Annotated in this window: 14 protein-coding genes; 6 read left to right on the forward strand and 8 right to left on the reverse strand. The window is 63.1% G+C overall.

Annotated features, from left to right (window positions below; genetic code table 11):
- Window positions 1-22 precede the first annotated feature (22 nt).
- Window positions 23-2,392: a CehA/McbA family metallohydrolase domain-containing protein gene (locus ACZZZP_RS09590; protein ID WP_463382531.1), complete on the forward strand. Its 2,370-nt coding sequence runs from the start codon at window positions 23-25 to the stop codon at window positions 2,390-2,392.
- Between the two features lie 9 nt (window positions 2,393-2,401).
- Here ACZZZP_RS09590 and ACZZZP_RS09595 read toward each other — a convergent pair whose 3' ends face one another.
- Window positions 2,402-2,797 (reverse strand): carboxymuconolactone decarboxylase family protein, encoded by a 396-nt coding sequence (locus ACZZZP_RS09595; protein WP_463536466.1) that lies wholly within the window; start codon window positions 2,795-2,797, stop codon window positions 2,402-2,404.
- Between the two features lie 78 nt (window positions 2,798-2,875).
- Between ACZZZP_RS09595 and ACZZZP_RS09600 the strand changes: the two genes are divergently transcribed.
- From ACZZZP_RS09600 to ACZZZP_RS09615, 4 genes are all read left to right on the forward strand, one after another.
- Window positions 2,876-3,682, forward strand: a complete 807-nt coding sequence (locus ACZZZP_RS09600) for a cyclase family protein (protein ID WP_463382533.1) — start codon at window positions 2,876-2,878, stop codon at window positions 3,680-3,682.
- 141 nt (window positions 3,683-3,823) lie between these two features.
- Window positions 3,824-4,315, forward strand: coding sequence for a sigma-70 family RNA polymerase sigma factor (locus tag ACZZZP_RS09605; RefSeq protein WP_463384685.1), 492 nt, complete (start codon window positions 3,824-3,826; stop codon window positions 4,313-4,315).
- Window positions 4,315-5,277, forward strand: a complete 963-nt coding sequence (locus tag ACZZZP_RS09610; protein WP_463536467.1) for a FecR domain-containing protein — start codon at window positions 4,315-4,317, stop codon at window positions 5,275-5,277. Before ACZZZP_RS09605 ends, ACZZZP_RS09610 begins: the two co-directional genes overlap by 1 nt.
- Window positions 5,278-5,343: 66 nt before the next feature.
- Complete coding sequence (locus tag ACZZZP_RS09615; protein WP_463382535.1) at window positions 5,344-7,764, forward strand: TonB-dependent siderophore receptor; 2,421 nt, start codon at window positions 5,344-5,346, stop codon at window positions 7,762-7,764.
- 215 nt (window positions 7,765-7,979) lie between these two features.
- On the opposite strand, the gene ACZZZP_RS09620 is transcribed toward ACZZZP_RS09615, so the two are convergent.
- The 4 genes from ACZZZP_RS09620 to ACZZZP_RS09635 form a co-directional block, all read right to left on the reverse strand.
- Entirely contained in the window at window positions 7,980-8,165 is a 186-nt protein-coding gene (locus tag ACZZZP_RS09620; protein ID WP_122498311.1) for a hypothetical protein, read from the reverse strand.
- A gap of 254 nt (window positions 8,166-8,419) precedes the next feature.
- Window positions 8,420-9,802 carry a substrate-binding domain-containing protein gene (locus ACZZZP_RS09625; protein WP_463382536.1) on the reverse strand — a complete coding sequence of 461 codons (1,383 nt, stop codon included), beginning with the start codon at window positions 9,800-9,802 and terminating at the stop codon, window positions 8,420-8,422.
- A 118-nt stretch (window positions 9,803-9,920) separates the two neighbouring features.
- Window positions 9,921-10,655: a TorF family putative porin gene (locus tag ACZZZP_RS09630; RefSeq protein ID WP_463382537.1), complete on the reverse strand. Its 735-nt coding sequence runs from the start codon at window positions 10,653-10,655 to the stop codon at window positions 9,921-9,923.
- Window positions 10,656-10,757: 102 nt separating this feature from the next.
- On the reverse strand, window positions 10,758-12,521 hold the full coding sequence (locus ACZZZP_RS09635) for an amidohydrolase (protein ID WP_463382538.1): 1,764 nt from the start codon (window positions 12,519-12,521) through the stop codon (window positions 10,758-10,760).
- A gap of 106 nt (window positions 12,522-12,627) precedes the next feature.
- Here ACZZZP_RS09635 and ACZZZP_RS09640 point away from each other — a divergent pair, with 106 nt between their 5' ends.
- Complete coding sequence (locus ACZZZP_RS09640) at window positions 12,628-13,554, forward strand: LysR family transcriptional regulator (RefSeq protein WP_463536468.1); 927 nt, start codon at window positions 12,628-12,630, stop codon at window positions 13,552-13,554.
- On the opposite strand, the gene ACZZZP_RS09645 is transcribed toward ACZZZP_RS09640, so the two are convergent.
- From ACZZZP_RS09645 to ACZZZP_RS09655, 3 genes are all read right to left on the reverse strand, one after another.
- On the reverse strand, window positions 13,551-16,073 hold the full coding sequence (locus tag ACZZZP_RS09645; RefSeq protein WP_463382540.1) for a TonB-dependent receptor: 2,523 nt from the start codon (window positions 16,071-16,073) through the stop codon (window positions 13,551-13,553). The two genes, ACZZZP_RS09640 and ACZZZP_RS09645, sit on opposite strands and share 4 nt — an antisense overlap.
- Before the next feature lie 111 nt (window positions 16,074-16,184).
- Entirely contained in the window at window positions 16,185-17,129 is a 945-nt protein-coding gene (locus ACZZZP_RS09650; RefSeq protein WP_463382541.1) for a FecR family protein, read from the reverse strand.
- Entirely contained in the window at window positions 17,126-17,677 is a 552-nt protein-coding gene (locus ACZZZP_RS09655; protein ID WP_463382542.1) for an RNA polymerase sigma factor, read from the reverse strand. Before ACZZZP_RS09655 ends, ACZZZP_RS09650 begins: the two co-directional genes overlap by 4 nt.
- Between the last annotated feature and the right edge of the window lie 100 nt (window positions 17,678-17,777).

The following is a 17,777-nucleotide window of genomic DNA, read 5'->3' on the forward strand; positions in this document are numbered from 1 at the left end:
TTTTTGATCAAGAGGACTTACCGTGAGCCAGACGTTCGATCCCCGTGAAGCCGGTGAATACACCGCCCCCGTCGGCCTGTATGCGCGCAACAAGGCGCGGCCGTTTCTGGGCAGTATCCGTTGCGACCGCCAGACTCTGGTGGCCGGCCAGTGGGACGAAATCACCTTCGTGTACGAGGTCGGCGCCAGCGGCCTGGCCGACGGCGCCTGGCTCAAATTGGCGTTCAAATTCTATTCGGACTGGGCGCTGTTCCAGACTTCCGACCCTACCGCTGCCAACTACGTGAGCGCCGAATACCAGGCGGGCGAGTTGGTGCCAGGGCAAAGCCCGGCGACCGTGCAGCACCTGAACGTGCGCTTCGATCAGAAGGGCCACGAGCGGCCGTTTCAGAAAGCCATCCTGATCGACATCGTGGACGGCTATCTCAACCCTGGCGACCGCATCGTTATTCGCATCGGCGACCGTCGCCAGGGCGGGGCGGGCACGCGGGTGCAGAGCTTTGTCGAAAAAGACTTCCGCCTGCGCCTGTTTATCGACCCGCTGGGCAGCTCGAAATTTGCCGAAGTGCCGGGCGATTTGCTGCTCGATATCGTGCCCGGCGTGCCGGAGCGCCTGCTGGTGATCGTGCCGCGTCTGGTGGGCCAGGGGCAGCCGTTCGATGTACTGATTCGCGCCGACGACGCCTGGGGCAATACCTGCCGCAACCTGCCATTGACCGGCACGCTGCTGCTTAACGGCCCGCGCGGCAGCAGCCTGGCGCTGCCGATCACCCTGGCGGGTGAAGGCTGGGCGGTGGTTCGTGTGCCGGCGCTGAAGCTGGAGGAGGTGGGCGAGTGGTCCGTGAGTGTGCAGCCCGACGAGGCGGGCATCGGCCCGGCGCAGGCGTACATCAACGTCGACGAAGCGGGCGCCGGCATTCGCCCGCTGTACGCCGATTTGCACGTGCATTCCGATGACACCGTGGGCACCAACGACACGCTTTATAACCTCAGCTACGGCCGCGACGTGGCCGGCCTCGATGTGCTGGGCTACACCGCCAACGATTTCAACATCACCGAAAAACGCTGGGACGCCGCCGTGGCGCTGATCGGCGAACTCAACGAGCCGGGGCGCTTCGTCTGCTACCCAGGCACCGAGTGGTGCGGCAACTCCTGCGCCGGTGGCGACCGCAACGTGGTGTTCCTGCACGACGGCAAGCCGGAGTTTCCCTTCGACGCCCAAGGGCGTCTGGTGCGCTCGTTCGAATGGAATGAATTCACCGCCGGCACCATCAAACCCGGCGCCTGGCCGGTGGACGAGCTGTACGCGGCCTACGCGAAAAATCCCGAAGGGCATCTGATGATGCCGCACGTGGGCGGGCGTCGTTGCAACCTGGACTGGCATCACCCCGAGCTGGAACGCCTGATTGAAGTGGGCTCGGCCTGGGGCCAGTTTCACTGGGTGTATGCCGAAGCCTTGCAGCGCGGTTATCGCGTTGGCGCGGCGGCCAACAGTGACGAGCACCAGGGCCGTTGCGGCGGCGGCGTGCCGGCTACCGCCGTGTTTGGTTCGCGCGGCGGCCTCACCGGCGTAATCGCCGACAGCTTCGACCGCGCCGGCGTCGGCAAAGCGCTGCGCGCCCGGCACACCTTTGCCACCACCGGCGAGCGCAGCGTGGGCGTGGTGAAGGTTGGTGAGCGGTTGATGGGCGACGTGCTGCGCGCCGAACCGGGACAAACCCTGGACTACCGCCTGCTTGGCGATGCCGGCTGGGAGCAGGTGGAATTGTTTGATGGCGAGCAGTGCATCTGGTCGCGCAACCTGCATGAAGAAGCCGGGCTTTCCAGCCGCCGCGTCCGGGTTCGTCTGGGCGGCGCGCGGATCAAAGACCGTTACCGCGGCGCGTACTGGAGCGGCGAAATCGAGATCACCGGCGCGGTTATCAATGGCTTCAACTTCCTCGGCGCCGATCACCCGGAGCAAACCGTATGGCGCAAAAACGCCACCACGCTGGCCTTTCGCACCGACACCAATGGCGACACCGACAGCCTGGAAATCGAGCTGTCGCAACTGGCCGGCGCGCGCATCAGCCTCACCAGTCGCGTGGACGCTTACGTGAAAGTGGGCGATGCGTTGCAGCCCCATCCCCATGTGCATGCGCCGACCGTGGAGGTGCAGGTGTCGGGCGAGCAGTTGCTGGAGCAGGGCGCCGTGGTGGAAAAACTGCCGGGCGCGGAACTGCAAGTGGCGCTGGAGCGCATCACCGAGCAGCCGTTGCCGCGCGAGGTGCAGGGCAGTATTGGGCTCGACGAACTGGCGCTGGACCCGGCGCGCGAGCACCCGCTGTTTATCACCGCACGCCAGCGCGACCAGTCGCGGGTTTGGACGTCGGCGGTGTTTGTCAGCGTGTAAGGCGCGCGGTCAGTCTTTAAAGGCATCGTCCAGCGGCACGCGGTAGCCGGTGGCCAGGCGATTGGTTTCGTTGGCCATGCCGATTACCGCCTGCAGCTCGCCGAACATCTCGTCGGTCATGCCCGCTTTGCGCGCGCTCGCGGTGTGCGAGCCGATGCAATACGGGCAGTTGTTGGTCACGCTGACGGCGACGTAAATCCGTTCTTTGGTCAGGGCGTCCAGCGCGCCCGGGGCCATCACCTGCTTGAGGCTCTGCCAGGTGCGCTCCAGGGTGTCGGGGTGCGCGGCGATGCATTTCCAGAAGTTATTGACCCGATCAACCTGACGCGTTTGCTTGATGTCGTCGTACACCGCCCGTACGCGCGCATTGGCATTTTCATATTCGATTAAGTGCTTGGACGTCATGTTCTTATTCCTAATATTTTTTGCGTTGAGCCGAAGGGAAACTACCGTCTGCTCTAACGCTATCAAGGAGAGAAACCGATGTCATTGCGCATTCTGGCGTTAGCCGCCACCGCCTTACTGCCCCTGTACACCGCCACGGCCAGCGCCGCCGAGCCGGGTTTATGGAACGTGTACGCGTCGCTGAAGAGTCATAAATGGGTCGACCTGACCCACAGCTACAACGAGCAGATTCCGCACTGGAAAGGCTTCGAGCCGGCGCAGCGCAAAACCCTGTACACCATTGAGAAAGACGGCTTCCAGGTGGACCTGTATTCCCATGTGGGGCAGTGGGGCACGCACGTTGATCCGCCCGCGCATTTCCACACTGGCCTGCGCACCGTTGACCAGATTCCGGTAACCGAGCAGCTGCTGCCTTTGGTGGTGCTGGACATTCACCAGCAGGTGCAGAAGAACCCGGACTACACCGTCACCCTCGACGATGTAAAAGCCTGGGAAAAACGCCACGGCGCCATTCCCGCCGGCGCGTTTGTGGCGCTGCGTAGCGACTGGTCCAAGCGCTGGCCGAGCCAGGACAAGATTCAAAACCTCGACGACAAAGGCGTGGCCCACTATCCGGGCTGGAGCAAAGAGGTGTTGGTGTACCTGTACGAAACGCGAAAAATTACCGCCTCCGGCCATGAGACAACTGACACCGATCCCGGCATCGCCACCAGCAAAGACGACTACTCGCTGGAGTCGTACATCCTCGGCAAGAACCACTACCAGATCGAGCTGCTCGATAACCTCGACCAAGTGCCGGAGGCCGGTGCGCTGGCTGTGGTGAGCTTTCCGAAAATCGAAAAGGGCAGCGGTTTTCCGGCGCGAGTGTTTGCCATCCTGCCGTAAGCACCGGGGTTTCAGCCGGCTTTAAACGCCTGGATTTATAAAATCGCTTGGTATGACGCTCTGCCTTAAATAGAATCAATCTCATTTGTTTCGTAGGCAGAGCCTCTCGCTATGACTGAAGTCGCCTCAACGCCGCAGCACATGCCGGAGCCCGGCCTGACCGCGCTGTATCGCGAGCACCGCACGTGGCTGGAAAGCTGGTTGCGACGCCGCGTCGGCAACGCGTGGGATGCGGCGGATATCAGCCAGGACACCTTCCTGCGCGTGCTCTCCAGCGCGCAACCGCTGGCCGATTTACGCGAGCCGCGTGCCTATCTGCTCACCGTCGGCAAGCGCCTGCTGAGCAACTTCTACACCCGCCGCAGCCTGGAACAGGCGTATCTGGAGGCGCTCGCGCAGCTGCCACAAGAATGCGTGCCGTCACCGGAACAGCGCTGGCTGCTGCTGGAAACCCTGCACGCCTTGGACGAACTGCTCGATGGCCTGGCAGCGCCGGTGCGTCGTGCGTTTTTGTTAAGCCAACTGCATGGCCTCGGCTACCGCGACATCGCCGAACAGTTGGGCATTTCCGAGCGCACGGTGAAGCGCTACATGGCCCAGGCCTACGAACACTGCCTGCTGGTGGAGCTGTGATGCGCGCCTCGCCGGCAAGCGAAGCCGTCGACGTGGCCTGCGCTGCCGCGCGCTGGCTGGCATTGCTGGAGTCGGGCGCCGCCACCGAAGACGATCATCGCCGCCTGCAACAGTGGCGCAACAGCCATTCCCACCACGAAGCCACCTGGCAGAAAGCCCAATTGCTGCGCGAACGTTTCAGCGGCGTGCCGCCCGAGCTGGCCATGGCCACGCTGGACCGCCCGGACCTGGCTCGCCGCGCCGCGCTCAAACGCGCCTTGGCGGTGGCGGCGCTGGTGCCCACCGGCTGGCTGATCCGTCGCCAGTTGCCGCTGGACGTCTGGAGCGCCGACCTGCACACCGCCATCGGCGAGCGCAGCAGTCGGCTGCTCGCCGATGGCAGCACCGTTGAGCTAAGCACCGACAGCGCCGTGAACGTCGACCTGGCCACCCGCACCGTCACCTTGCTGCGCGGTGAGCTTGCCCTGACGGTGCCCGGCAACCAGGCGCTCACCGTGCAATTGCCGTACGGGCAACTGTCGGTCGCCAACAGCGAGCTGTGCGTGCGCCGCAATGAGCACGCCTGCCACGTGTTGGTTTACGGCGGCGAGGTCAGCGTGCAGCCGTTGCACGGCGCGCCGCTGGTGCTGCGTGCAGGGCAGCAGGTGGACATGAACATCGGCGGCATCAGCCCGGTGCGGCGCTTTGAGGCGTCGCAGCCGGGTTGGCGCGACGGCGTGCTGGTGGCCGAAAACCAGGCGCTGGGCGATTTTCTGCGCGAGCTGAGCCGCTTTCGACCCGGGCTGTTGCGCTGGTCGCCGGAGCTTGAAGGGCTGCGCGTGACCGGCAGTTTCCGCCTCGACAACACTGACACGGTGCTGGCGCTGCTCGCCGCCACCTTGCCGGTCGAGGTGCAATCGCGCACCCGCTATTGGGTCACGCTGCTGCCGAAAAAAGCGCCGCTCAAAAATAATGTGGGCTGAGGCTGTCCCTTTTTTTCATCTCGCCGGTCATTCCAGGCAAGTGAATTGAATCGAGAGCGATCCTCCATGTCCGTCGTCCAGCCTCATCGTCCCAACCGTCTGCCTTTCGCCTTGCGCCCGCTGTCGCAACTGGGCCTGATTCTCAGCCTGGCCGGCGCGCTGCACGCCGTGCCCAGCCTGGCCGACGACGCTCGCCACAGTGTGCAGATTGGCGCTGGCAGCCTGAGCAGTGCGCTGACCCGCTTCGCCAGCCAGGCCGGCGTCAATCTTTCCGTCGACCCCGCGCTGGTCAGCGGCCGCAATAGTTCCGGCCTGTCCGGTAACTATGGCGTGGAGGAAGGGTTTGCGCGCTTGCTGCAAGGCAGCGGCTTGCAGTTGCAGCAAGCGGGCGAGGGCGCCTACACCGTGGTGCCAGCTGCGCCCGTGGGCAGCGCCGTGGAAATTGCGCCCACCAGCATCACCGGCGGCCAGCACGCCGCCGAGGCTGAGCGCTATGCCGGTGGCCAGATCGCCCGTCGAGGCTCGCAAGGTTTGCTCGGCTCGCGTGACTTTATGGAAACGCCGTTCAGCATGACCACCTACACCAGCGAGGCGGTGAAAAATCAGCAGGCGCGCACCTTGAACGACCTGGTCGCCAGCGACCCGTCCGTGCGCGCCACCAACCCGGCTGGTGGGCGCTTCGAGCAGTTCACCATTCGCGGGTTCAGCCTGTTCAACAGCGACGTTTCCTATAACGGCCTCTACGGCATCTTGCCGACGTACTCCATCGACATGGAAATGGCCGACCGCGTCGACGTACTCAAAGGCCCGAGCCAACTGGTCAATGGCATCTCGCCGCGCGGCAGCGTTGGCGGTGGCATCAACGTGGTGGCCAAGCGCGCCGACGACAAACCGCTGACCGAATTTACCGGCAGTTACGCCTCCGACAGCCAGGTCGGTGGCGCCGTGGACATTGGTCGGCGCTTCGGCGAAGGCAACCAGTTCGGCCTGCGTTTCAACGGCGTGAAACAGTCCGGCGACACCGAATGGGATCACCAGAGCGTCGACCGTGAAATGGCCGTGTTGGGCCTGGACTTTCGCGGCGACCGCCTGCGCCTTTCCACCGACATCGGCCACACCGAGCGTGACACCGACGCCCCACAGGAGCGCGTATTGATTGGCGCGGCGGCGAAGGTGCCGGACGCCGACGATGTGCGCCACAACTATGCGCAGTCGTGGACAAAGGCACGCACCGAAGACACCTTCGGCGCAGTGAACGCCGAGTACGACTTCAGCGATTCGTTAATGGCCTACGGCGCCGTGGGTGCGCGGGAAAGTAACCACGACTTCCTGCGTCACAACGTGCCGGTCAGCAACGACGCCGGTGCCTTTGTGGTCCAACCGCGCGACTTTACCCGCGACGAGTCGGTCCGCACCGCCACTGCCGGCGTGCGCAACTGGTTCGACACCGGCCCGGTCAGCCATGAGCTGAATCTGTCGGCCAGCTACTTCTACATGGACTTCACCAACGGCGGCGCGCGCTACGCCAACGCCACCAGCAACCTCTACAACCCGGTGCAAACCCCGACACCCACCAGGCCGATTCGCGCCGACGCCGAGGTGTACACCGAGAACCGCTTCAGCGGCGTGGCGCTGTCGGACACCCTGGGCTTTTTCGACAACCGCTTACTGCTCACCCTTGGCGCGCGCTGGCAGCGGGTGCAAGTGGACGACTGGAGCAACGACGTAAAAGGCGATACCGCCTACGACGAAGAGAAGGTCTCGCCCTCCGGTGGCGTGCTGTACAAACTCACCGACGAGCTGTCGCTGTATGCGAACTACATGGAAGGCCTGAGCCAGGGCAAGATCGCGCCGTCCACGTCAGTGAACACCGATGAAATCTTCCCGCCGTTTATCAGCCGTCAGGTGGAAGTGGGCGCCAAGTACGACCTCGGCAGCTTCGCCCTGACCGCCGCCGCGTTCCGCATCAAACAGCCCGCCTACGAAACCAACGCCACCTCGCGGGTATTCGGTCCCAACGGCAAGCGGGAAAACAAAGGCATCGAACTCAGTGTGTTTGGCGAGCCGCTGCAAGGCTTCCGCCTGATGGGCGGGTTGATGTACATCGACAGCGAACTGACCGGCACCGTCGGCGGTGTGGCAGACGGCAACCGCGCCCCGGCCACCCCGGAATACAACGTCAACCTCGGCGCCGAATGGGACGTGCCTGGCGTGTCGGGCCTGACCCTCACCGCGCGTGGCATTCACTCCAGCTCGCAGTACCTCGACCAAGCCAACAGCAAGCAAATCGACGGCTGGGAACGCTACGACATGGGCGCGCGCTACGCCTTCAAAGCAGCCGAAAAAGACATCACCCTGCGCGCCGGCATCGAAAACGTCATGAACGAGCGCTACTGGGCCTCGGCCGGCGCTTCCGACGACAGCGAGCCTGGGCTGAGCATGTCGACGCCTCGCACTTACCTGGTCTCGGCCACCATCGGTTTCTAACTGCTGTTTACGGCGCAACTGTTTACCAGCGGCGCCGGCTAAACAGACTTTTTGCGGAAAAGCAGGCGCGATGATCGCTATTTGACCGTACCCACCTTCGCCAGCGCGAAACGCTACATGTAGCGTGCTATGCACAGAGTTATGCACAGATAGTGTGGATATCTAGGATGAGTGCCGCGCTGTTGGCGGGCCTTAAAAGGGTTGCGGAAGGTCCGCTAATCGTGCTCGGAGGGATCCTGCTCAACGTGGTTGGCGCGCAGCCAGGCAAGGCGTTGATGGAGTTGGGCGGCGAAGGTGCGGGCGGCCAATTCTTCCTGAAAGGTCACACCCCGATAGCCGATACGCACGCGCCAGCATTGCTGCCCGCGGAGCTTCACATACTCGACATGCACGTTGTTCATCACCGCTCCCTGTTCGCGGCCCACGGCGCCGCAGCGCGAAGAGTAACGGGGCGGGTGCGGGCTCGCAATTGCACTAAAGGCGACAGTGGCAATGCGGCGCGATGTTTTTAATGCGCTTGCAGGCCCGGCCAATCGCGGCTAAAGCCGCTCCCACAGATTGTGCGTTCCCACAGATGGTGCGCTCCCACAGATTGTGCGTTCCCTGTGGGAGCGGCTTTAGCCGCGATTCCTGCAAACGCTAAAGCTGCAGCGGTTTAGTACACCCACACTTCCACGCGGCGGTTTTTGATGCGGCCGTTTTCGGCGCTGTTGGCGGCCACCGGAAGCTCGTCGCCGAGGCCGTCGATGTCGCGGAACATTACGCCTTGTTTGGCCAGTTCACGGCGCACGGTCATGGCGCGCAGTTTCGACAGCAACGCGGCACGCGAAGGGTCGGCTTTGGGGTCGCCGAAGCCGAGCAGCACGACCTGACGGTTGAGCTTGTTGTTGTCTCGCAGGTAGTCCATCACGCGCTGCAGGTCGTAGTGCGATTTGTTGTCGAGGTTGGCGCTGCCTTCCTGGAAGCGGAAGTTCACCGACAGGCGCTGGGCGTCGCGGGCCAGGTCTTGGTAGTTCTTCGGCATGTCGGCGGTGGGCGCCACTTTGATCGCTTGCACGGTCTGGGCGATAAAACCGGTTTTGGCGACGATGGCCTGGCCTTCGGGGCTCTGGGCGAATTTCACCAGGGCGTCGGCCCATGGGTTTTTCACCTCGGGCGGCAGGTAGAAGAACAGCCGGCGCGACAGCGGATAGTCTTCGGTGGCGATCAGGCTGGTGGACGGCGGCATGGCCTGCGAGTCGCCGTCGGCGATGGCCACGGCTTTGGCTTGGCGGATGTAGGGCAGGCCGATAAAGCCGATGCCGGCCGGGTCTTTGGCCACTTCATCGGACAGCTGTTCGCTGGACTCAAAACGCTTGGCGCCGGGGCTCAGGGTTTTGCCGTGGCTGGCCAGTACCAGTTCCTTGAAGGTGTCGTAGGTGCCGGAATTGTCGTCGCGGGCGTACAGGTGAATGGCGCCGCCACGGCCGCCCAGGGCTTCCCAGGTTTTCGCGTCGCCGGAAAAAATCTGCGCCAGTTGCTCGGTGCTCAACGCACTAAGCGGGTTGCTGGGGTGCAGGATGATGGCCAGGCCGTCGATGGCGATGATGTGTTCGGCGCCACGGCCTTTCAAATCACCCAGGCCGGCGAGGTCGGCGTATTCGCTGTCTTTGATCGGACGTGACGAAGCGGCCAGGTCGGCGCTGCCGTCTTTGAGGGCAACAAAGCCGGTGCCCGAGCCATGGGCGGCGACGATGATGACCACGTTCTGGCCTTTGGCGTTCTGGCCGCTGAGGCGCTGTTCGTTGTCATTGCCGGTGGGTTCGGCGCGCACGTTTTTCAGGCCCTGTTGTTCCAGCAAACCTTTAACCAGGGCGGGGCCCAATTTCGCGCCGATGGTGTTGGAACCCTGGATGCGCAACGCCGGCGCGTCGCCCGCAGTGGCGGGTAGCGCGGCGAATATGGACCACGGCAAGGCGTAGCAGATAAAACCCAGAACCAGGAAGGTGACGGTGCGAATCCAAGTATCACGTTCGGTTACAGCAGGGGCGCGCGGCATGCGGCAGGACCTTATTCTAGAGCGGTGGAAAGTGCCCGGAGAATAAGTCGGAAAGGTTGCAGGAAAGTGACAGCGGGTGCGCCTTTGCCGTGCGAAAGCAAAGGCACAAACACGCCAATCAGAACGACTTGCTGACGCTCGCTACCACCGTGGCGCCGCAGGTGTCGGTAAAGCCGTAATTGCTCGCGCACTGATCGTCCGAGAGGTCGGTGTCGATGTAGCTCAGGCCCCATTTCAGCTCGAACAGCTCGTAGCTGAGTTTGGCTTCCCACTCGCGGTATGAATCGCTGCCGGTGCCATTTCGCGACCAGTACAACGGGTCTTTGAAGTCCATGCGGCCGTAGCGCAGCAGCAGGCCGACGTCGGCGGGCAGGGTGGTTTCGTAGCCAACGTAGGTATAGAGGGTGTCTTGGTCTTTGCCGACGATGTTGGGCGCGTCGTTGGAGTAGTAGGCCGCCGCCTTGAAGCCATAGGCGCTGAGGATGCCGTAGGCCTCGCTCTGGTTGAATTGGCCTTCTTTGGGATAGGCGTATTTGAGGTAGCCCACGTCCAGGCTCACGTCTTCGGTCGCCTGCCAGAACCAGCCGGCGTAGTAGTCCACTTCTTGCCGGGTTTTCAGGCCGAAACCGAAGTCCACATTCGAAGTCCAGGCACCGGCGTACAGGCCGCTGCTGTGCAGCAGCGTGGCGCCCGCTTGGGCGGCGGGGTCGTTCTGGGTTTGCGAAATGCCACGGGTGCGGTAGTCGCTGGCCAGGGTCAGGTCGACCTGCACGGCGAAGTCGTCATTCAACGGTATGGCGGCTTGGCTGAGGAGCGGAAACAGGGCGAGGCCTGCGAGCAAAACGTGCTTCATGGTGTGATCCCGACGTTGTTTTTTTTAGGTAGGAGCGACCTCTGTCGCGAACCCTGGAAACGCCGCAAGCGAGGTTTTCAGGGTTCGCCAGCAAGCTGGCTCCTACAGGGACGGTGCGGCTGTTTTTGCTTCGGCGGCGTACACCTGCTTGCCGGCGAAATACGTCGCCAGCACCTGCGTTTCGCCCAAGGCTTTGGCGTCCACGGTGAACACGTCACGGTCGAGGATGACGAAGTCGGCGGCCTTGCCGGCTTTCAGCGAGCCGATCTGTTTTTCCAGGCCGATGGTGCGCGCCGCATTGAGGGTGTAGGCGTAGAACATGGTGTCGCGGTCGATGCGTTCGTCGGCGTTGAGCACGCCTTCAACGCCTTCGCGGCTGATGGCTTGGGCGATGGCTAGCCAAGGGCTCGGACTCGACACCGGCCAGTCGCTGGCGCCGGCGATGGTGGCGCCTTGTTTAAGCAGCGAGTGCGCCGGGTATTGGTAGCGGAAGGCAAACGCGCTGACGTAGGGCTTGACCATGTCGATGGTGTATTCGTCGCCAGCGGCCCACAGCAACTGCATGGCGGCGATCACGTTCAGCGGTTTGAAGCGGGCAAATTCTTTCGGATTGACCAGCTGCAAGTGCGTAATCGAATGGGTGATACCGCTTTGCCGGTCTTTGCGCGCCTGCTCGATGCCGTTCAGCGATTCACGCACCGCGCGGTCGCCGATGGCGTGGATGTGCACCAGCCAGCCGCGGGCGTCGATGGCGCTGACCAGCTCGCCGAAATGCGCCGGGTCGATCAACAGCTCGCCGCGTTTTTGCGAGTTGTTGTACGGGTCAATCAAGGCCGCGCTTTGTGCCGGGTATTCGAGCACGCCGTCGGCGAAAATCTTGATGCCGGGCAGCGTCAGGTTGGGGATGCCTTGGAATTGGTCATGCACCTTGGCCAGCACATCGAGGTCGCTCGGCCGGCTTTTGCCGTTGGCCACCAGCAGCGCAGCGACGTGGGCCGTCAGCTGGCCTTTTTCTGAAAGGGCTTTGTACACCGGCAACACGCCTACGGATTTTTCCGTGGGCTTCATGGCAAACACCGCTTCGCCAGGCGCGGCGTTGGCGGCGGGGTCCATCCAGGCGGTGATGCCCAGGCTGTTGTTGTAGGTCACGGCGGTTTGCCCCGCCTTGAACATCACGGCCTCGCTCGGCGGCGGCAGCACAGCGGCGGCACGGTCCCAGCCGGCGTCTACCAGAAAGCCGTTGGGTTCGCCGTTGGCGCGTTTGCCCACGGTGTCGGCTTCGGCGGCCGGCAGCTTTTTGATCAGCGCGGCGTCGATGCCGGCGCGCTTGAGCATGGCGGCGTTGATCCAGCCGGTGTGGTGATCGCTGCCCATAAAGGCGATGGGTTGGTCGGCCCATTCGCCAGCGTTGAAGCGTTCGCGCAGGGCTTCGGCCTGCGCCCAGTAGGCCGAGTTCATGCCCGCTACAACGAGCACCGCGCCGTGCCCGGCTTTGCCGTTGGCGCGCCAGCCTTGCAGGCGTTTTTCCAATTCTTCAAGGGGTACGACTTCATCGGCCATATTCGCCGAGGCCATCTCCAGACCGCCGAACACGGCGTGGGAGTGGGCGTCGATCATGCCGGGCATGAGGGCTTTGCCGCCGAGGTCAATGACGGTGGTGGTGCTGTCGGCAAGCGCTTGGATCTCAGCGTCGCTGCCCACTTGCAAAATTTTGCCGTTCTCCACGGCCACAGCTTGCGCCTTGGGCGCGCTGCTTTCGGCGGTGAACACCTTGCCGTTGAACAACACCAGATCAGCAGCCGCCATCGATTCCATCGAGGAAAAAGCCACCGCCAACGCCAGCAGGTTCGGAATGAACCTTTTCATGGGAAACCCCTTGTATTTATTGGTCTGGTGGCGAGACTAGCGGTTGCGCTTGGCGGGCAGAACGGCTGCGCCGCGCAAAACCCTTTTGCCTGACAGGAAAAACTGTATGGACAAGCTCAGTGCCCTCGGCATGTTTGTGGCCACTGCCGAACACGGCAGTTTCAGCCGTGCGGCCGAGCAGTTAGGCAAAACGCCGTCGGCGCTGACCAAGGCCGTCAGTCACTTGGAAGCCGAATTGGGCAGCCGCCTGTTCGAGCGCAGCACGCGGCGCACGGTACTGACCGAAGCAGGGCGGTTGTACTCGGAAACAGCACGGCAAGTGCTGCAGCGCCTGCATGAAGTGGGTGAGGAAATTGGCCAGTTGCAACACGGGCTGCACGGCAATTTACGCATCACCGCGCCGCTGGCGTTTGGGCGCGCGTTTCTTGATGAAGTGTGCGCAGGCTTTCTCACGGTGTACCCGCAACTGACCCTGCACATCGATTTGTGCGATGCCTTTGTCGACCTTGTGGAAAGCGGCTATGACCTGGCGTTGCGTGAAGGCCACAGCGATTTGCCCGGCCTGATTGCTCGCCGTGTGGGGCGCAATCGCATTTTTATCTGTGCCAGCCCGGCCTACCTGGAACGACATCCCGAGCCGCTGACGCCGAGCAGCGTCAGTGAGCACCAATGGCTGGTGTATCAGCACCCGGCGCTGGACAAGTATCAATGGTTTGTCGAGCGCGACGGCCAGCGCCTGACCCTGGCGCACCCAACCAATACGCGGCTGCGCAGCGACAACTATGACCTGTTGTTGGCCAGCGCCCTGGCCGGCGCCGGCCTGCTGCATACGCCGGAATGGAGCGTGGTGCCGTACCTGGCCGAGGGCCGTTTGGTACGCGTGATGGCGGATTACGACATCGATCCCGACGCCTTCGGCCCGCACATTCTGGCGGTGTACCCCAGCCACCGCCGCGCCACCGGCAAGGTGCAGGCGTTTATTGATTTTCTCGCTGCGTTTCTGGCCCAGCGTGGGTTGGATGGAACGGCTTAGAAGAAGCGAGTGACGCTGACTTTGGCGTTGCGGCCTTGGCTGCGCACGCTGTCGCCGCTCAGTTGCGGGATGTAGTCCTTGTTGAAAATGTTGTCGACGGTGAGGTTTACCTCGGTGCCTTTCAATCCGCGTTGGCGCGGTTTCCAGTTGGCGAATACACCGAACACGGCGTAGCTGTCGTTCTGCGCCTCGTCGTAGGGGGAATCGCTGGCCCAGTCGTCGCTGGGTACGCGGTCGGTTTTACGCACGTACTCGGCTTGCCAGCCCACTTGCATATCCAGCGGCACGATCTTCGCGCCGAGGGTGCCGTTCCATTTTGGTGATGGAATATCGCGCGCCCACACGTCGGGGCCCCAGGGGTTGAGGTAGGCACCGTCGTGTTTGCCGGTCATCCACGAATAGCTCAGCGAGCCGAACACCCAAGTGGAGTCGTAGAAGCTTTCGACCTCGAAGCCCTTGATGGTCGAGCCATTGATATTGCGGTAGATCGGCCGGTTGCCGGCGCCGCAGCGGGCGGTCAGGGAGCCGCCGTTAATGGACTGGTTTTCACAGTCGACGCCGAGGTTTTTGAAAATCTCGTCTTTGATTTCGTTGCGGAATACGGTGGTGCGCACTTGCAGGTTGTCGGCGCGGCCGATGTCGAACGACAGCACGGTGCCGGCACGCAAAGCGGTGATGCGCTCGGGGTCCAAATCACGGCTGGTGCGGTTGCGGGTGCTGGTGGCGCTTTGCACTTCGTACTGTTCGTCGATCACCGGCGCGCGCCAGGTTTTGCTGTAGTCGGCGAAGAAGCCCACCTGCGGCAGCGGCGCCCAGAATAATGACAGGCGCGGCGACCAGCCGCTGTAGGTCTGGCTGCTGTAGTCGTGGACGCCTGGCGTGTTGTACAGCGGCGCCAGGTTCTTTTTACCGTCGTTGCGCACTTGGTCGAAGCGCAGCGATGGCGTGAGGGTCAGGTCGCCCAGGGTGATGGCGTCTTTGATGTAGTGACCCTGGCTGTCGACTTCGCCGCGCGGCATAAAACCCGGCTGGTAGTAGCCGTAGTTGTACTGCGGTCGGTTGTAGGTGCTGCCGGGCATGTACATCAGGGTGTCGCGTTTGTGCTTGCGCAGTTGGCTGCCAACCGTGACGGCGTGGGCCAGCGGGCCGGTGTCGAACAGGCTGGTATTGCGCAGTTCGATGACATCGTCGCGGTACGAGGTGTCCATCTTTCGGCCACCCGTGGCGGGCTGGTAGAAGGCGTTTTCGCCGCGCTCGTCGGTCTGCTCGGTTTTGGAGTGCGAGTAGCTCAGCTCCAGGTCCACCAACGGGTTGTCCAGCGGCTGGTATTCGTACTTGGCCGACCAGGTGGTGTCGACCGTGGTGCGGTCGGCGAGCAAACGGCGCAGGGCACCTTCATAACCGTACAGGCGGATGTTGGTGGCGATTGGCGGCGTGGGGTAGCTGTTGGAGGAAAACGGCGTCATGCGCTCGCTGTTCGAGCGGGTGTAAGACAGGCCCAGGCTGTGCTCATCGTTGGGGTGCAAGTTGAGTTTGAACAGTTCGGCGTCCAGGTCTTGCGCGGAGTTGGGCAAGCGCTTGGGGTTGATCGGGTAGCGGTTATCCGGGTCGGGACGTTGATCGGCGAGCTTGAGGTCGCCGCCGTCGCGCTTGGTGTAATACACCAGCGCGTCGATCATGCCGTCTTCGGTACGGCCATACGTCGCACCGGTGTAGATCTGCTGATGATCGTTGCTGCTGTAGCCGTACTTGAGCATGGCGCCGGTGTCGCGGCCTTGTTCGAGCAGGTCGGGAGCGTCCTTGGTGGTCATGTTCACCGTGCCGCCGAAGCCGCCGTTGCCAGTGAAGGGCGAGTGCGGGCCTTTTTCCACTTCGATGCTCTTGATCAGCTCCGGCTCGATGAAAATGGTGCCTTGCTGGTAGCGCTCAAAGCCGGATTTGGGCGCGCCATTGAGGGTTAACGGCACGTCTTCGGCATCGCCCATGCCCCAGATATTCAAGGTTTGGCCGCCCGGCTTTGGCGAGCCGCCGGCGGTGACGCCCGGCAAGGTGGAAAGCAGGCTGCCAATGTTGTTGGGCTGGCGGCGGTCGATCTCAACCTGGCTTAACGTGGAACGGCCGACTGTCGCCGAATCCACCTGCGCGCCGTCGCCGACAATACTCAACGCGCCGAGGCTGATGCCCTGTTCCGTGGCCGGTACTTCGCTGGCGCGCACCACGTAGGTGTTATCGACCTTCACCAGGGTAAACGCGCTGCCGCGTAGCAATTGGCGAATGGCCTCGTCGGGGCTGAATTGGCCGCTAAGGGCCGGCGCCTGCACGTTGCGCAGCACAGTTTCGTCGAACAGCAACTGCGCCTGGGTTTGTTGCGCCACTTGGCTAAGGGAGACGGCCAGCGGCTGGGCGGGCAGGTTCAGGCTGAATGTCTGCGCCTGGGCTTGCAGGCTGAAGGCCACGCACAAGGCCAGCAGCGATGGGCGGGCGTAGCGGCTTTGGACGTAGTGGTGCACGCGAAACATGACTTCCCCCAAGGTGGCAATTGCCGAAAATTGGCCTGCACGGACGATGCAGACGGGAGGAAGACGCGGCACGGAGCAAAACCCTCATATGCAAATAACAAATATTCGCATCTATTTTTTTCGTGGCTCGATCTTGGCGCGTCCGTCGCCAAGAATCACCGTTCTCACCGGCAGCAAGGCCGGCAGCGCGCGCAGCAGAGCGTCCGGGTCGTTGACGTCCAGACTGCCGGACACCGTGTAGTTGGCTAACGCCGGATCGCTTAACTGCACCGGCTGGTCGCGGTACAGCGCCAACTCGTCGATCAGGCTGGCGAGGTCGCGGTTGCGAAACACCAAATGGCCACTGCGCCAATCGGCGACCTGGCTGGCATCGAGCAGCGTTTGCTGCACGCGGCCGCTGCGGTAGTCGTAACTGGCGCGCTGCTGGGCACTGAGCAGCGTGGGCGTGGCATCGGCCGTCGGGATCAGCGCAACCTGGCCATGGGCGACGGTCACCACCAACTGCCGCTGGCCGCGCCGCACGTCAAAGCCGGTGCCCACCACGCGCACCTGCGCTTCGCCGGAGTGCACCCAGAGCGGCCGTTCTTTGTCGGGCGCCACCTCGATATACAACTGACCCTGGAGCAGATGGATGTCGCGACGGTGGGCGGTGAAATCGATGCTCAGCCGGGTATTGGCGTTGACGAATAACGTACTGCCATCGGGCAATTGAACATCACGAACGCCCTTGGCCTGCGCCGCAATGTGTTGGCTGAACACGGTGTGTGGCGCGCCGAGGGTCATGGCCAGCAGGGCACAGAGCAGCGCGGCGGCAACGGCCAGCGCCGGCCGCCAGCCACGTCGACGACGGGCTGGGCGAAGCGCCGGCGCGCCGCGCAGTTCGCCCAGCTCAGCCCACAGGGCTTCGAACTCGGCATAGGCGCGGGCATGTGCCGGTTCGGCCAGCCACTGGGCGAAGGCTTGCGGGTCGGGGTTGCTGCCTCGGTTACGGCTGAACCACTCGGCGGCCTGGGCGTCGATGCTGTCGTCGCCCGGGTTATCGGCGGGCGCGTTCACTGCGCCGGCTCCTGAGTGTGGTCCTGCTCCAGCCGGCGCTTGCAATGCAGCAGGGCGAAGGCGATGTGTTTTTCCACCATGCTTACGGAAATTCCCATGCGGTCGGCGATCTGCGCCTGACTCAAGCCATCAAAGCGATGCAGCATAAGGGCTTCGCGGCGCCGCGGCGAGAGTTCGTCCAGCACGGTGCTGAGGCGTTCCAGATGTTGCTGCTGCTGGGCGCGGGCAAGCGGCTCGTTGCTGTGCAGGGGCGTCACGTGCACCTCGACCTCGCTGGGCTGCGCGCTGTGCTCGGCAAATACCGAATGCCGAACCTTCTGTTTACGCCAATGATCGCGCAGTAAATTGCGCGCCATTTGAAACAGAAACGCGCGCGGTTGCTCGACGCTGGCCTGGTCGCGATAGCCCAGCCATTGGGTGAATACGTCCTGGGTCATGTCGGCCGCATCACTGGCGTTATCCGTGCGTTTGCGCAGGTAATGCAGGATGTCCGCATAGAAGCTGCGATACGTGTGCGCGTCTTCAGGGTCGGGGTGGCGGCGAGACATGAGCGTCCTTTTCGGTGAGCGGCGGAGCAGGGCGCGGCGATGTTATCGAGAATGGTTAGCATTTGTCTCGTGCGAAATGTGTTTCGGTGAAATTCTCTGT

Source organism: Pseudomonas sp. AC211 (assembly GCF_979258055.1).

Coding starts and splice junctions, on each gene's coding strand:
- ACZZZP_RS09595 (WP_463536466.1), bottom strand. CDS start 2,797: ATGACGTCCAAGCACTTAATCGAATATGAAAATGCCAATGCGCGCGTA.
- ACZZZP_RS09600 (WP_463382533.1), top strand. CDS start 2,876: ATGTCATTGCGCATTCTGGCGTTAGCCGCCACCGCCTTACTGCCCCTG.
- ACZZZP_RS09605 (WP_463384685.1), top strand. CDS start 3,824: ATGCCGGAGCCCGGCCTGACCGCGCTGTATCGCGAGCACCGCACGTGG.
- ACZZZP_RS09610 (WP_463536467.1), top strand. CDS start 4,315: ATGCGCGCCTCGCCGGCAAGCGAAGCCGTCGACGTGGCCTGCGCTGCC.
- ACZZZP_RS09615 (WP_463382535.1), top strand. CDS start 5,344: ATGTCCGTCGTCCAGCCTCATCGTCCCAACCGTCTGCCTTTCGCCTTG.
- ACZZZP_RS09620 (WP_122498311.1), bottom strand. CDS start 8,165: ATGAACAACGTGCATGTCGAGTATGTGAAGCTCCGCGGGCAGCAATGC.
- ACZZZP_RS09625 (WP_463382536.1), bottom strand. CDS start 9,802: ATGCCGCGCGCCCCTGCTGTAACCGAACGTGATACTTGGATTCGCACC.
- ACZZZP_RS09630 (WP_463382537.1), bottom strand. CDS start 10,655: ATGAAGCACGTTTTGCTCGCAGGCCTCGCCCTGTTTCCGCTCCTCAGC.
- ACZZZP_RS09635 (WP_463382538.1), bottom strand. CDS start 12,521: ATGAAAAGGTTCATTCCGAACCTGCTGGCGTTGGCGGTGGCTTTTTCC.
- ACZZZP_RS09640 (WP_463536468.1), top strand. CDS start 12,628: ATGGACAAGCTCAGTGCCCTCGGCATGTTTGTGGCCACTGCCGAACAC.
- ACZZZP_RS09645 (WP_463382540.1), bottom strand. CDS start 16,073: ATGTTTCGCGTGCACCACTACGTCCAAAGCCGCTACGCCCGCCCATCG.
- ACZZZP_RS09655 (WP_463382542.1), bottom strand. CDS start 17,677: ATGTCTCGCCGCCACCCCGACCCTGAAGACGCGCACACGTATCGCAGC.